Raw genomic sequence first — 13,955 nt, forward strand, 5'->3', positions numbered from 1 at the left:
ACAGCGCCCGATAACGTCCGACCTGGATACACAATCCGGAAGGCACTCTCATGACGAAGATCAGAGCCACAGGAAGAACGACGCTCACCCGCACCGAACTCGATTGGTGGTCGAACACCGCCGCCGACCTGCAGACAGTGAACCGGCGGTACCCGAAGGTGGCGTCGGCGGAACGCGTCCCCGTCGGCGAAACCCGCGTCTACCACCACCGCGTCGACGGTGATCCCGTCCCCGTGCTCGCCGTATCAGCGACGGACATCGACACCCACACCGACACTGCTGCGGGACGCTGGATCGTCGCGAACACCTTGTCCTGGGCGCAATACCCTCCGCGCCAACACAAACCCGGATACGGCACACCGCTCGGGATGCTCGCCGCTGTGCTCATCCTCTTACCTGCTGCATTCAGCCACGACGTCGACAGCAGTTCCAGACTGACCGCACTCGTCGCCGCCGCGATGCTCGTCCCTGCAGGTCTGTGGCTTCTGCGGTATCGACGCCGGCGATTCCAAGACAGGACATGGGCAGCTGACAGTGAAGCAACCAGCGCTGCAGGCTTACCTGCCGCCCAACGACTCCTCACCACCACAGAACCAGCGCTCTACAAGACGATCGTGCACACCTGGATCAACCAGCGACGCACCACAGCGCCAGCCGCTCGACTACAACGCCTGCAGCAGCGTGAGCGGACCCCACGCGACGAACGCTCGACGAAATAACCAGATGGCCGGCCCTCGGACTCGCTCTGACGACTCTGCCCGAGCACGCCGAGATCACCGTTGAACTGCTCCAACACGAATAGGGAACGTCGATGAGAAGTCAGATCTGCACGCTACTGCTGCTCGACCTGATTGCGGTCGCGGGTTTGACTTGGATGCTCGCCCTGCCCCCTGTCGAACAGCTCGAACCTGCCGCCGAGTGCTACACAACCCTGCTGGGCGGCACCGGATCTCCAATGTGCCCGACCACTATCCAGACCTTCTTGACAACCCACGCCGCTGTGCCAGTGGCCATCCTTGTCGGCATATGTCTTGCGATCGCCCACACTCGCGTATTCCTTGACCACCGAGCCCTGCCCGAACGTGTGAAAGGCGAACCGCTCGGATACGACTCAACCCGAACGGGAATGCCAGCGGCAATGTCGGCGAACTTCACCTGCGACGCGTGCGGAACAACGGATCTTCGAGAAGTAATGAGCGAAAGCTACTGCACTGGAGACGAATACGAAACGCGAGCAGGGTGGACCTGCGCCCGCGGTGAAACCTACTGCCCGATATGCGCCGACGTACGCACTCAAACCTGGGGCGAACATCTACAAACCAACGAAATCGAAAGGCTGGAGCGCTGACTGACCTCGACACTATGCCGAAGCGCGCTTACCTCCCGACTCATCTGCGTGTTTGAACCCATCAGTGGCCCAGCGATCAGCCCGCCGAATCGTGCGTGCCGCATCCACCACCTCACTTGATGAAACTCATCAACGCACAACTTGATACTGCCCAAACCCGATACGTAACAACTTCACCGAAAGGACATTCAGTGTTCGGAATTCGACACTCAACCAAACCGATCCGCCATGTAGCGACGTCCTTCGTGGCCGGCGCCTTCGCAGGCATCCTTGCGTTGGCGATCAGCGGTTGCGAGTTCAATGCGCCCATCGCCGCTGACCCGGGCATCGTGAATCCTGTAGGAGCAGAGGTCGAACCGAGCGCACTCAACGCCACGAGCGACGGGTCAGCACCTCGGAATTGGCAGCTGACCGGCACAGAACTCGACCGCGCGACGACTCTTCTCGAAACGCTTCCTGTGAAGGGGCGCGCACCCAAGACGGGCTATTCCCGTGATCAGTTCGGGGTCGCATGGACAGATGATGTTGACGTCGAATTTGGCCACAATGGTTGTGACACACGAATTATCTGCACGCAGTTTTGACATATCTCAAAACCTTGCTGGTAGGCCCCCATTGTTCGATGTCGACGGTGTGAGTTATGTGAGTGACGATGGTCAGTTCGTGTGACGGTCGACCGGTTCGACCGCACGGATAGGGACGATGGCATGTTCAATCACGCACGTGGCCGGTTGATTGGGTTCGGTGGATGTGTAGCACACCTGGTCTGATGTCGGGATTTCCCGACAATCATCCTCATCAGTTTTGTTGATAAGAGTGCAGATCCTCTGCACTGCATATGATTTAGGAGTTTCACGTTGCATAGTCGCTTGGTGCGTTCCCGTTCCCTCCTGGTTGCCGTCACTGCCTTGGTCGGGTTGTCGATTTCCGGTTGCAGTACGACGTTGGCGGATGTGATCCCAGCAGGATCGTTGTCTGTGGATAGCCCTGGTCAGCACGATGTTGATGTGGCTTCTTCCGTTGCGCTGTTGGAGACGCTTCCGGTGAAGGGGCGTGCTCCGAAAACTGGTTACAGCAGAGATCAGTTCGGTCAGGCATGGTCTGATGATGTCGATGTGGAGTTCGGGCATGACGGGTGCGATACGCGCAATAATCTGTTGGCTTCGCGGCTGACTGACGTGGTCTTCAAAGAAGGAAAGAAGCAATGTGTTGTTCTCTCTGGCACGTTGGCTGATCCTTACACTGGAAAGACGATCAATTTTGTTCGGGGACAGGATACTTCGACTGCAGTTCAGATTGACCATGTGGTCGCGTTGAGCGATTCGTGGCAGAAGGGTGCGCAACAATTGAGTCTTCAGGAGCGCACGAATCTGGCGAACGATCCCCGAAATCTGATCCCGGTGGATGGACCGACGAACGCGAAGAAGTCTGATTCCGATGCCGCATCCTGGCTTCCCCCGAACAAGGCGTACCGATGCACCTACGTCTCGAAGCAGATCACGGTGAAGTCGGTCTACCGCCTGTGGGTGACTCAAGCAGAGAAGGATGCGATGTCTGCCGTATTGTCCGCGTGTTGATTCACAGTTCCGCGTAGATTCCGATGCTTGCTGGGGTGTGTTCTTATGTGCCGATTGCTTCGATTCGTCGTGCTGGAGAAACGCTTTGAACCATCCTTTTGAGTGAGGCGCGGGCGGCGGTGAGCTCGTCCTGGAGTTCTTCGGTTCGTGTTGTCATGGTGTCGGCGCGTCTGCGTTCGGAGTCGAGGTCCGAGCGCAGCTCGGCTGCTATCTGTTCGAGCTCGTGGATACGGGCGAGCAGTGTGTCGTGCGGCAGGTGTTCGAGTTGGTTGCCGAGTAGTAGTTGCACTTTGGTCTCGAGCTTGGTTCGGTCCGTTCGTAGCGCCCGAACTTCCTCACGCGCCATCAACAGTTCGGCGTGAAGACTGTCCGCCGTAGCGGACGTGCGTCCGGCGCTGCTTCTGGTGGCGGTGTGGGAGTGCTCTTCTGTGGCGCGTTCGACGGCGGTTCGAATTGCTGCGGTGTTGTAGATGAACCATGGAGAAACGCCTGCGCGACGCGCTATTTCGCTGATGTTGATGCGTTCGCCAGCGGATGAGAGGTCGGCGATGACTGTCAGCGTTCTGCGTTGTTTGTCAGCGCTGTCACGTCGACGGGAGGCGATGAGCCGTTGGGTTCGTATGTCACGGTCATCGGCAGTCATCGTTGTTCGTCCTCGTTCGTGTGGGTGGTTACGGACTCGAGCGGTATGAAGGCAGCTGCGGTCCTCGCTTTCCTCAGTTCGCGGGAGGCGTTGTCGATGACCGCGCGTTGGTCTGCGGGCAGGTCGGCAAGCATTGCGTCCATCGACGAGATGACGTCCGTGAACGCGTGAATTTGGGCGTCGAAGTTGGTGATCACCCACGACGCGGAGTCGGTGGCGATTGCAGTTTCTTTGTCTGTGCGCAGCTCTGCGAGATGCTGCTCGATTGCGGGCCGGTAGGACGGGTCCGGTCGGTAGAAGGAGCATCCTGCGCACTGGAATCGGATCGGGCAGTGTTGGCCGCCGGCTTTGATGTTCGAGGGTTCGGTGCAGTTTCCGAAGGGCACGGCCACCGACTGTCGCTCGTACTCCGTTACCGACGTGAATCCCGCCGGTCGTCCGTGCCTGTCGATCGCGAACTTCGAAATCTCCTCGGTGGCTTGGCGTTTACGTTTGAGTGTGACGGAGAAGTATCCCATGGTCGTGTCGACGCTGCGGTGATCCATCAATTCGCGTAGGACGTCCACCGGTGTGCCGTTGTCAGCGTGCCGCTGAGCGTAGGAGTGCCGCAATCCGTAAGGAGTGATCATTGATCTGTCGTAGAGAGCTGGGTTTCCGTCATCGTCGAGTCTTTCGTCGACAAGTTCCGGGATTGCATCGATCCAGATGGCGAAGGCCCGGGACCCGAACTGCGCACCGCTCAAGTGCCCGCGGCGAATGTTGTTGCGGGTTCCCGGCGTGGGAAAGAGCCAGTCGCACAGTGTGTCCGGAACAGACAGCGATTGAAGGTGGTCGAGCCATTGGTCGATCACGGTTGCCGTTGCAGTGCTGATCGGCAATCTACGCCCCATTCTGCGACGTTTACGGTTGTCGTAGACGAGTGTGGGCTTGCCGTCGACCCAGTCCAGGCATGAGCGTTTGAGCCCGACGATCTCACTCGGGCGTCGACCGGTGTCCCGGATGATCTGGTAGACCGTCTGATACATCATGGCGTAGTCGTCAGGGTTCCAGCCCGGCGCGGAGTACGTGGAGTGCCTACCCAGCAGCTCGAGGTGTTGATCGAGTTGTGCGATGACATGTTCGGGGATCGTGCGTCCGAAGTCGTCCTCGCTGGTCTCGACCTGGGCAATTGTGTGCGAACGCAGATCGAGTGCGAAGGAGCCGGGGATGTCATCCATTGCGCCCGTGCGGCGTGAGAACTCGAGAAGTCGGCGCCACCACCCGAGCAATGATCGTCGATGGGTGAAGGAATGGGGCTTGCCCTCTCGATCGGCGCTGGTGCGGAAACCCTCGACGACAGCGCTCATGTCACCGTGGTCGAGTAGTTCGGGGTGATCGCCGTTCGTGCGCAGCGAGAGTTGCCGTGAAGCGATTTCGGCGGCATGAACGGTGTGCCGCAGTGTCGTCACGGGTGGGCGTACCTCGCGGCCGAATTGTTTGGTGATCTCTCGAAGCCATCGCTGTCTGATCTCTCGGAAGTCCACAACGCCACCGGCCGCACTGTATCGCCGGTCCGGAGCAGCTTGCAGGCCCACGACGGCAGGTTTCCACACGTCGGCCATGGTGGGATCAGTACCGGAGTACACGACGTGCGCCCGCTGCAGATGTGTGACCAACGACCGGAACACACCACCGGCTGCAGCTCCGAGTGCCTTCTCGAACTGGCGATTTCCGGCGACATCGAGCAGTGAGCGACAATCCGGTGGGAGGTGGGAAACTATGCTGCGGATCCGCATCGGAACCAAGATGATCTGATCACGGTCACGCTGCTGCACTCCGTAAATAATCTCCGCCGCAACAGTGCCGTTCACCTCACTGAGTTCGAAATCGACTTTCGAAAAGGCTTTTTCGTCTCTTCGTGGAACCGAATCGGGGTCGAATGTCCGGTCGAAGAATGAAGGTGAGGTCCCGTTGAGCTTGCGGTGGCGTTCGCACCGCCTGCAACGGCGGTCGAAGATTTCCACGACCGTCATGCATCGGTCGACTCGGCACAGATAGACCGCTGTCATTTCGTTGTCGACGTCTCCGGTGAATACCTGTCGGCGTGAATCCCATTCCGCGACTCGCCATTGCGGGTCGATTCGTTCGATCAACCACGCTTTCCAGGTCTGTTCGTTTCCAGTCGAGAGGGCTCTTGACTCGACGGGTAGAGCGGTGATGCTCATATGCCCACTCTTTCCACTGCCGCCCTCAGGTCCTCCGCGTCGGGGTGTTGATAGATCGCGGTCGATGCTCGGCTCACATGACCGAGCAACGACTGAACCACGTCGATACCGGTGCCGTTGCGCGTCCAGATTGTGGCTGCCGTATGCCGGAACATGTGGGGCCGCAATCGGAAACCGGCACGGTTGCCGATCCTTTCCACAATCTGTTTTGCGTTCGAATACGACATCGGCGAACCGGCGTGATGCCCGAGAAGGTTGACGAACACGAAGTCCGAGGTCATTGCGGTGGGCACGCTGTCTCGTTCGAGAAGGTACTCGCGATACTGAGTGACCACCTCGTCGCTGACCGGTACGACTCGGGATTGTCCTTTAGCGCGGGCACCGTTCGAATTGCCTTCACGCCGAACAACATGAACATGAGGTCCACGTTCCTGGCATCCCAGATGAACCGAGGTCGGAAGGAAATGCAGGTCGCTACGGCGCGAACCCAATGCCTCTCCGATTCGGAGTCCGGAACGAACCAGCAACAGCACCAGAAAACGGTCTCGTTCGGTGTTCGCGGAGTTCAGAGCATGCGAAAACTGTTCTTCAGTAATAATTTCCGGAGGCTTTACGACTTCCGGCGCTTTGAGGGTTCTGGCACGAATCAGCCGATGCTGACCGGATTCACCTTCGTGGAAATCGCGGGGTGCGTAGGCCAGGTACTTGGGCTGGGACAGCCCAGAAACAACATCTGCGGAGACCAATCCACGCATTCCGCAGAACCTGAGGAATTCGACGACAGCGGTCATCACTGCGTTGACCGATCTGCCGGAGCGCAGCCGGTAGTGGACGGTTGGGGTGTGTTCGACGGCGAATTTGAAACGAGTGAGTTCACCTACACGAATCTCGTGCCAATCCAGTCCGCGACCGGCAGTCCAGTTCAAGAACCAACAGACCCGAGGAACGTATGCGCGGATTGTTTGAGGTGACCTTCCGGCGCCTTGCATGAACAGCACCCACTCGGAAGCCTCCGCGACCGGGCGCATGGATTCTTCGTCCACGATCACCCAACCCGACTGCCCCGTCGTCGGTGAAATGACCTTCTCTACAGCACACGACATCGCCACTCCTATGGCTGTCCCACCTGTGATATAGACGCTATTAGATAACCATGAGGGACAGGGCGACCGACACGCCGTGCCTACCGTGCCTTCATCCTGATGCGGCGCTAGAGATAACAAGAAATGACGTCTTGACCCGTGATCTTGCGAACGTCGCATTCAAGAACGGCGAAAAGCAATGCACAGTGCTCTCCGGGGTACTCCATGACCCGTACACTGCGACGACGATCAACTTCCAACGCGGGCAGACAACATCCTCCGCCGTGCAGATCGACCACGTGTTATCAGCAGCTTTGTCAAGGAGTCTTCCTCTTTCTGCTGGTCACTATGTCGATGACATGCCGCTCACTGCTGTGGTGGCCTTGTGATGCGCCAGCGCGTGACCGGGGTCGCGGCGGTAGCTGCGGCGTTCGTTGTCACTGTGTCTGGTTGCTCGGTCCTTCCCGCTGATGGTGGGTCGGTATTCGCCGCTCCGGTGTCGGGAACTTCTGCGCCTGGTGTGCAGGTCGATGAGGCACTGTCGGCGCTGGATCAGCTTGCGGTGAAGGGGCGTGCGCCGAAGACGGGGTATGCGCGCAGCGAGTTCGGGGTCGCGTGGACTGATACGAACACCGTTATGTGGGGCGGGAACTCGCTGAGTACTCGCGAGGACATATTGTCCCGTGACCTTGTGGACGTCACGTGCAAGGTCCGCTCGGGTGTGGTCTCGCCGCCGTGTGTGGTGCAGTCGGGAGTTCTTCACGATCCGTATACCGGGACGACGGTGAATTTCGTTCGTGGGGAGACGACTTCGCCGCTCGTCCCGATCGAGCATGTCGTCGCTCTTGGTGATTCGTGGCAGAAGGGCGCGCAGCAGTTGTCGGCCGCCGAGCGGATCGATCTGGCGAATGATCCGCTCAATCTCATCGCTACCACGCAGGCTCCGAACTCGGCGAAGAGTGATTCGGATGCCGCATCGTGGCTGCCGCCGAACAAGGCGTTCCGTTGTGCTTATGTGGCCCGTCAGGTCGCGGTCAAACTCCGGTATCGACTGTGGGTGACCCAGGCGGAGAAAGACGCGATCGCCACCGTCCTGTCGACGTGTCCCGGACAGGCGCTTCCCGCCGATGCCGAGGCAGCGGGTCGTGTTTCGTGAACGAGCGGCGAAATCGCTTACCCGCAGGGCGCTAGCCGGAGTCGGTGAATCGTCGCCGCAGCGCGAGGTTCTCGCCGTGGGCGACCGCGAGCGCCGTGCGCAGCTCGCCGACCTCTTCGGCGTGCCGCCGTTTGAGTTCCTTGAGCTGCGAGGACAGTGCTCTGACTGCGGACGGTGCAGACTGCTGTCCGGGTTCGGTCATCTGTTCCGGAGTTGTTCGGCGGTGCGACCGCCTGGTGCGGAGGTCGTTGATCTTCGTGCGCAGGTCGGGCTGGTTGTAGAGGAAGTCGGTGGAGACCTTGGCGCGGCGAGCGACGGCCGCGAAGGTGACCGGCTCGCCTGCATTGCTGAGTGCCAGCAGCGCCGCGTCCGCGCGGGCTCTGGTCTCGGTGTGGCGCGCTCGCGCTGCGGCGGTGAGGTGTTCGGGCACGGGCTGGTTCTCCTTGCTCTAGATGGTGGTTCCGGGGCCGCGAACGGCCTTGTCGGTGGCGGAGACGTCGTTGATCGAGAGCAGGATCCGGTTGAGCGAGTCGACCTCGATTTGGCGGCCGTGCAGCCAGATGTTCGTCTCGTCCATCGGGGCGCCGTACTTCGCGGTGAACACTGCTTGCCGGTGTTCGATCAGGGTTTCCGTGTCGGTGAGTTGGGTCCGCAACTGCGGGGCGTGAGTGGAGTCGGTGACGAATTTCGAGCAGGACAGGCAGGCGTTTCCCTTATCGCACAATTGTTTCGGTGGGAGCGTGCACCAGCCGTTGGGGAGGATGCGGTCGGCTCGCTTGTCGAGCTGGATCAGGTCGTAGAGGTCGGAGCTGTCGATCGAGGCGGTGCGGCCGTCGCGGGTGACTTTCTTGTATCGGAGGAATTCCTCCTCCATGGTCTGAGCGGAGGTCACGGCGTAGTGCAAGGTCATGTCCGGAGAGATGTGTCCGAAGTAGCGCATCACGACGTGCAGCGGCACTCCGGCGTTGATGAGGTTGGTCGCGGCGGTGTGCCGGAAGCGGTGTGTCTTGGAGACCGCGACCTGACGTCCGACGGAGTCTCTGATGTTGAGCAGGCTGGTGAGTCTGCTGAACCGCAGATGCATTGTCGGAAGCGGGTAAGGCTTGTCGCCCAGTCGGTTTCGGGTCGTGCGAAGGAACAGGTATTTTGGCGTGACGTCAGGGTTTCCGAAGTGTGCCATCATTTCTCGGGCGTGCTTTTGTTGGGCTCGGATGATCGTGACGATCTCCTCGTCCACGGGGATCGTGGGTGCGAGGTTCGATTCGATCTTGGTCTGTTGATACCGCATCCGGGCGACGAATCCCGCGCTGTCAGGATCACTGTCTGTGCGCGTGCGCAGGATCGGTTCGAGTGGGTCGAAGTCCATCATCAGCACCTCGTTGGCGCGACGTCCGGTGCGCAGCAGAAGCATCATGATGTGGAAGGCTTGCAGGTCGCCGAGTCCGCCCTCGTTCACGGGCTGTGCGAGCAGGCCGCTGCCTTCGGCGATCTGCGCCATGACATCGTCTTCGAGGACCATGCCGTCTGCCTTGACGTTGGCCAGGCGGGGCTTGTCCTCGGGGCGGAAGAGCACGCAGTGCTCGGGTCGCAGAGTGGCCCAGGCGCTGATGCCGAGTTCGGTGGCGGCTTCGTCCCGGTGGTCATACATGAACTGGTAGAACTGTTCGATCGCGGTCATGATCTGGCGGCGTGGGTTCGTCGCCAGCGGCTTGCCCGCGCGCGCCCCGGACTCGATGCGGTGTGCGAGGAGCAGGTCGCAGAAGCCGCGGATGAAGCCCCGCAGGCGGTGTGGATCGGTTGTCAGGCACGGGCCCTGATCGGCGGTGGTGTCGATGTAGCGTTGCAGCCATTTCAGAGCGTCCAGGCGCGATTTGATCGTGCTCCACGAGTACCTTTCCGTGGTCAGGCCCGCCGAGAGCCAGTACTTCGCTCCCTCGCGCAACCACATGCTGGTCAGGTTGGTGAAGTGCATGGTCGTGCGACCTTGCGGTTCGTGGTCGCGTTGGGGCACCCTCGGGTCGAGGCTGGGGTTCCAGACGTTCAGCTCCCACCACGGGCCGCGGTGATAGGCGTATCCGAGCACGGCGGCCATGTGCCCGAGGCGGTAGGTGCCGCCTTTGAACGCAGACTCGCCGATCTTCTCACCGCGCATCTGAGCCTTCCGTGCGGATCTCACCCACTCGTCCGGCGAACGGTGCAGCAGCGATTGCGCCGACCGGCACTCGTCGTCGTGATGCATCGCGGCGCGCAGCAGGGTGAAGACGGCATTCGTCTCGATGACGCGGACGAAGTGACCCAGCTCGATACGCCGATGAATGATCCAGGCGATTTCCCAGGTCATCGGCTCCGGCAAACCGCGGAAGTTCAGGTAGCAGGAGGTCCAGCCCCCACCGACGTTTACTTCGCGGATCGCCGGTCGGTAGTGCGCCGGCATCGTCTTCTTGTCGAAGTGATCGCTGCGGCATTCTTCGGGCAGAGAGTCCCAGAGCCTGCGGGCGATGGTGAGGTCGAACATGTCCGCTAGTGCCAAGCCCGGATCGATCTGGTGCAGTCTCTTGGGGCTGCGCGACCAGGACGTGATTGCGGGATCTGTTGCTGGGCTAAGCATTCGGATACTCCCATCCGGCGACGTATTCGCGCCAGTTCGCTACCGAGGCCAGCTCGGCGTCCTCGGTGACGTGGCCGTAGATGTTCATCGTGGTCTGCACGCTCGCGTGGCCGAGGCGGCGACTGACGGTGTGGACGGGGCTCCCTGCCAGCAACAGCGCAGTGGCGTGGGTGTGCCGAAACCAGTGCGGTGTCATCAGGTTCGGGAAGTCGTTGTCGCGGTGCTTCATCGAGCGCAGGTGCGCATAGACCGACTCGGTGCGCAGCGGCGCGAACAGCGGGTTCCGCATCACGTTGCAGAAGATGTAGCTGCTGTCCCAATCATCGAGGGCCACATCGGCGCCTCGATCGCACAGCCACCACACGTAGTCGGCGTAGAGCCGATCGAGCCGCGACCCGATGTGGACCTCGCGCTCCCCGGACTTGGCGGACAGGCCGTGCGGGTGCACCCTGCTCACGATCGCGACCCGGGCGCTCTTGCCACCGATCCCGGTGATCCAGTCGCGGTGCTGCAACGAGAGGGCTTCACCGATCCGCATGCCCGATTCCGCCAGGACTGCCCACAGGAACCGATATCGCAGGTCACCTCGCCACTCCTCGAGCACCGGGTCGTAGCTGGCCTCGGCATCTTGGAGGGCGTCGATCGTGGTCGGCGTCAGAACCGGGATGGCCTTGCGGGCGGCGCGGATTCGGATAGTTGCGCGCTTCTGCGGCGCTCGCCTGGCCACGTGCTCGAGGAACGAGAGGTAGCGGCCCGATCGGACCTGGGCTTGCTTCCACAGGAACGGCGCAGCGTCTGTTCCGCTGTCGGCCTGGTAGCGGTAGAAACTCATCACCGCGCGCATGCGGAGGTTCACCGTGCTGTCGCTGAGCGTCGGTCGGGGGCGGAGTTCGCGGACCGGCGAGTCCAGCTCGCCGTAGCGCAGGGCAGAGATGAAGTCGCCGAAGTCGTGCAGCTTCACCGCATCCCACGATGTGCCGGTCACTTCCAGGAACGACCACCACTGGGCCAGGCTCTGTGCGTAGGCGCGGGTCGTGTTCGGCCGGAAGTCGATTTGCCGCCCGTACTCGAGGTATGCCTCGACCGGCTCAACGAGACCGAACGATCTGTCGATCACCGTCCAGGTCGTTGCACCGTCGCTGAGAGTGACACGTTGCGCTGTAGCCATCAGCCCGCTCCCGTTCGCCTGAACTCGAAGCTACGCCCGACCCTGCCTGATTCGATGCACCCGAACGGTGCGTGTCGGCGGTGTCATCGGCGTACCTCGCTGCCTGCAGATAACACCGTCGCCCACATATCCCGAATCCGTGGAAGGAAGCCCAGGATGATGTCAACGGCACTACCTACTAGCTACGGATTACACGTGGTCGCACTCAGCAACTCTTGGCAGGTCGGTGCTCAGAAACTCACCGAGCGTGAACGACGCAATCTCGCGAACGACCCCCGCAACCTCCTCGCCGTCGACGGGCCGGCAAACCAGAAGAAAAGTGACGGCGACGCCGCGACCTGGCTCCCACCCAACAAGGACTTCCGCTGCCGGTACGTCGCCACGCAGGTCGACGTGAAGTCCACCTACAACCTGTGGGTCACCCAGGCAGAGAAGGATGCCATCAACCGCGTACTGAGCACCTGTGCAACAAGCGAGCCCACGCCGTTCCTGGGATCGACCGGATCGTAACGGCACACTGTTTTCGTTGCATCATTGTGGTGGTCGCTGGCGCATGGTGAGTAATTCGGCGAGTTCGTTGACCGGCTCCCAGATCACTGGTTGAGGCACCTCCGGGGCGCTCTGCCACCGCATTCCGCCGGAGATCCAGCGTTCACGCCACTGTTCATGCGTGCTCGATTGCCTGCTGTGGCGGTGCTGGTCGGCGCCGGGGGCCGCGTCGAACGTGAACGCGCACGCTGGACACCTCTCGCCGGAACCCGAACCATCTCGGGCATAGGGCCGCTCGCGTAATCCAGGGTATCCACAGACTTGGCACCGATAAGTTCTGGTGGTGGAGGGGATGATGTCGACGACGACGCCCTTGCTGCTGAACTTGGTGGGGTAGTCGTCCTCAAGGCGGTTGAGTGCGGTCCACTCCACGCCGGGCTCGATCTGGTGAAACCGGAAGGTTCCGCAATTGCTGTTGACGAAGATCATGCAGCGAACGGGGGTGGGTTCGGGCAGATCGTAGACAAGCTGAGCGAATTCGCGGGCGAACGCGATGCCTTGCTCGAGCAACGCGCGTTGATCGGATCTGGTGATGAACGGTCCCATCGACTCGACCGGAAGGCCGGAGGGAAGGAAGTCTTCAGCGACGGCATTCGGGGCGCGCAGTGGCACATAGTCTTCGAGGTGGAATGAACTGTCGTTGCATTCCCACCCGGTGTAGTCGAAGAAGTTCGCCGGAGGACTCGCGTCGTCGGCACGTGAGTCCGCCCAGACCAGGAGCTTTCCGCGGCGTTCTATTCCGCGATTCAACTTCGCCCTGAGCTGCGGTGTGAGGCCGTCGGTGGGGTCGATCGTGGAGAACCCGACGCCGAGACCGAGGAATGCTGCGGCGTTGTCGGTGATCCGGATAGTGAGCATGTGCTCATGCTTCCAGTGGCCGCGGACTTCCGCTGGCAGGTGATCCTGTGGTGCGGCGCACGCCGGGCCGAGCGCACTTGGGGTGAGCGTTACGGTCTGACGATGACTCCGATTGAAATCGACCTTCCGGATCCGGCTGCAGCACATCGGATGCTCGCGGGATGGGCGGCAGCGTACGCGGCAGTTTTCTCCTTCTCTGACCTCCATTCGACCTTCACCATCGAAAACAATCGAGTCACCTACCGTGACGGCGGCGGATCACACTTCGACTTCATTTCGCTTTCGGGCGGCCGTGCTGCGATCTTCGGTTTCGATCGGCACGACCCTGATCCTGTTTTGGAGGGCGGCCGCGCCGTCTTGTGCGATCACGGTGCCGAACCCTGGTGGCTCGACACCGCAAGCAACGACGAAATCCTGAACTTCGCCTACGGATACGAGTCCGGGAGGTGGAGAGCTGTTGGCCATGATCCGACACGCGTTGTGCCTTTCGTCCTTGCACCGGGTTCGTCCGGGGAGCCGAATTCAGCACTCTCCTCCCTCGCGGACTTCCTCGAGCAGGCTTCGGAAGACCTTCTCGGGCAACCGGTACGCGGAGATGACACAGCCCTCCGCGCGCTGCTCAATGCTGGATCGGACCTCGACGAGCTGACTCTGCGCTCAGCGCTGGTGGGGGAGTACGAGTACCTGCGGGATGGGCTCGAAGCGGCAGCTCTGTTTCGGCTCCACGACGCTCCGCGGTGACCGTCGGCTCATCGCGGCCAG

At 61.1% G+C, this 13,955-nt stretch carries 10 protein-coding genes and 4 pseudogenes; 7 read left to right on the plus strand and 7 right to left on the minus strand.

All coding sequences use genetic code 11. The features are described from left to right. Positions 1–50 precede the first annotated feature (50 nt). From RA302_RS31290 to RA302_RS31300, 3 genes and pseudogenes are all read left to right on the plus strand, one after another. Complete coding sequence (locus RA302_RS31290; RefSeq protein WP_075835737.1) at positions 51–719, plus strand: hypothetical protein; 669 nt, start codon at positions 51–53, stop codon at positions 717–719. 1,072 nt (positions 720–1,791) lie between these two features. Continuing rightward, positions 1,792–1,911: pseudogene (locus RA302_RS31295) on the plus strand (HNH endonuclease); the annotation flags it as partial. A 345-nt stretch (positions 1,912–2,256) separates the two neighbouring features. Continuing rightward, positions 2,257–2,922 (plus strand): annotated as a pseudogene (locus RA302_RS31300) (HNH endonuclease family protein); the annotation flags it as partial. Positions 2,923–2,968: 46 nt separating this feature from the next. Here RA302_RS31300 and RA302_RS31305 read toward each other — a convergent pair. From RA302_RS31305 to RA302_RS31315, 3 genes are read right to left on the minus strand one after another with little or no spacing between them, the layout of a single operon-like run. Next, positions 2,969–3,568, minus strand: a complete 600-nt coding sequence (locus RA302_RS31305; RefSeq protein ID WP_047269065.1) for a DUF6262 family protein — start codon at positions 3,566–3,568, stop codon at positions 2,969–2,971. Next, the gene (locus RA302_RS31310; RefSeq protein WP_058037609.1) at positions 3,565–5,772 is read right to left on the minus strand and encodes a site-specific integrase; all 2,208 of its coding nucleotides are present in this window, start codon (positions 5,770–5,772) and stop codon (positions 3,565–3,567) included. The genes RA302_RS31305 and RA302_RS31310 overlap by 4 nt, the downstream gene beginning before the upstream one ends. Beyond that, complete coding sequence (locus RA302_RS31315) at positions 5,769–6,875, minus strand: tyrosine-type recombinase/integrase (protein ID WP_047269064.1); 1,107 nt, start codon at positions 6,873–6,875, stop codon at positions 5,769–5,771. Before RA302_RS31315 ends, RA302_RS31310 begins: the two co-directional genes overlap by 4 nt. A gap of 116 nt (positions 6,876–6,991) precedes the next feature. Between RA302_RS31315 and RA302_RS31320 the strand changes: the two are divergent. Together RA302_RS31320 and RA302_RS31325 are read left to right on the plus strand one after the other, a co-directional pair. Beyond that, positions 6,992–7,174: pseudogene (locus RA302_RS31320) on the plus strand (deoxyribonuclease); the annotation flags it as partial. Between the two features lie 68 nt (positions 7,175–7,242). Next, positions 7,243–8,010 carry an HNH endonuclease family protein gene (locus RA302_RS31325; RefSeq protein ID WP_021334716.1) on the plus strand — a complete coding sequence of 256 codons (768 nt, stop codon included), beginning with the start codon at positions 7,243–7,245 and terminating at the stop codon, positions 8,008–8,010. Positions 8,011–8,041: 31 nt separating this feature from the next. Here the strand turns inward: RA302_RS31325 and RA302_RS31330 are convergent, their stop codons facing one another. From RA302_RS31330 to RA302_RS31340, 3 genes are read right to left on the minus strand one after another with little or no spacing between them, the layout of a single operon-like run. Further along, positions 8,042–8,440, minus strand: coding sequence for a DUF6262 family protein (locus RA302_RS31330; RefSeq protein ID WP_021334717.1), 399 nt, complete (start codon positions 8,438–8,440; stop codon positions 8,042–8,044). Between the two features lie 18 nt (positions 8,441–8,458). Further along, positions 8,459–10,618, minus strand: coding sequence for a site-specific integrase (locus RA302_RS31335; protein WP_080656790.1), 2,160 nt, complete (start codon positions 10,616–10,618; stop codon positions 8,459–8,461). Next, the gene (locus RA302_RS31340; RefSeq protein WP_021334719.1) at positions 10,611–11,786 is read right to left on the minus strand and encodes a tyrosine-type recombinase/integrase; all 1,176 of its coding nucleotides are present in this window, start codon (positions 11,784–11,786) and stop codon (positions 10,611–10,613) included. The genes RA302_RS31335 and RA302_RS31340 overlap by 8 nt, the downstream gene beginning before the upstream one ends. Before the next feature lie 192 nt (positions 11,787–11,978). On the opposite strand from RA302_RS31340, the pseudogene RA302_RS31345 reads away from it, so the two are divergent. Continuing rightward, positions 11,979–12,251, plus strand: a pseudogene (locus RA302_RS31345) (HNH endonuclease family protein); the annotation flags it as partial. Positions 12,252–12,317: 66 nt separating this feature from the next. On the opposite strand, the gene RA302_RS31350 reads toward RA302_RS31345, so the two are convergent. After that, positions 12,318–13,193: a hypothetical protein gene (locus tag RA302_RS31350; RefSeq protein ID WP_082900796.1), complete on the minus strand. Its 876-nt coding sequence runs from the start codon at positions 13,191–13,193 to the stop codon at positions 12,318–12,320. A gap of 6 nt (positions 13,194–13,199) precedes the next feature. On the opposite strand from RA302_RS31350, the gene RA302_RS31355 reads away from it, so the two are divergent. Continuing rightward, positions 13,200–13,934: a hypothetical protein gene (locus RA302_RS31355; protein ID WP_338481186.1), complete on the plus strand. Its 735-nt coding sequence runs from the start codon at positions 13,200–13,202 to the stop codon at positions 13,932–13,934. Positions 13,935–13,955 lie beyond the last annotated feature (21 nt).

The organism is Rhodococcus sp. DN22 (assembly GCF_036669995.1).
GTDB classification, from domain to species: Bacteria; Actinomycetota; Actinomycetes; order Mycobacteriales; family Mycobacteriaceae; genus Rhodococcus_F; species Rhodococcus_F erythropolis.

What these genes read in the sequence shown, in the direction of transcription:
- RA302_RS31325 (WP_021334716.1), top strand. Translation starts at nt 7,243, where the DNA reads ATGCGCCAGCGCGTGACCGGGGTCGCGGCGGTAGCTGCGGCGTTCGTT.
- RA302_RS31340 (WP_021334719.1), bottom strand. Translation starts at nt 11,786, where the DNA reads ATGGCTACAGCGCAACGTGTCACTCTCAGCGACGGTGCAACGACCTGG.
- RA302_RS31305 (WP_047269065.1), bottom strand. Translation starts at nt 3,568, where the DNA reads ATGACTGCCGATGACCGTGACATACGAACCCAACGGCTCATCGCCTCC.
- RA302_RS31355 (WP_338481186.1), top strand. Translation starts at nt 13,200, where the DNA reads ATGCTTCCAGTGGCCGCGGACTTCCGCTGGCAGGTGATCCTGTGGTGC.
- RA302_RS31290 (WP_075835737.1), top strand. Translation starts at nt 51, where the DNA reads ATGACGAAGATCAGAGCCACAGGAAGAACGACGCTCACCCGCACCGAA.
- RA302_RS31315 (WP_047269064.1), bottom strand. Translation starts at nt 6,875, where the DNA reads ATGTCGTGTGCTGTAGAGAAGGTCATTTCACCGACGACGGGGCAGTCG.
- RA302_RS31350 (WP_082900796.1), bottom strand. Translation starts at nt 13,193, where the DNA reads ATGCTCACTATCCGGATCACCGACAACGCCGCAGCATTCCTCGGTCTC.
- RA302_RS31310 (WP_058037609.1), bottom strand. Translation starts at nt 5,772, where the DNA reads ATGAGCATCACCGCTCTACCCGTCGAGTCAAGAGCCCTCTCGACTGGA.
- RA302_RS31335 (WP_080656790.1), bottom strand. Translation starts at nt 10,618, where the DNA reads ATGCTTAGCCCAGCAACAGATCCCGCAATCACGTCCTGGTCGCGCAGC.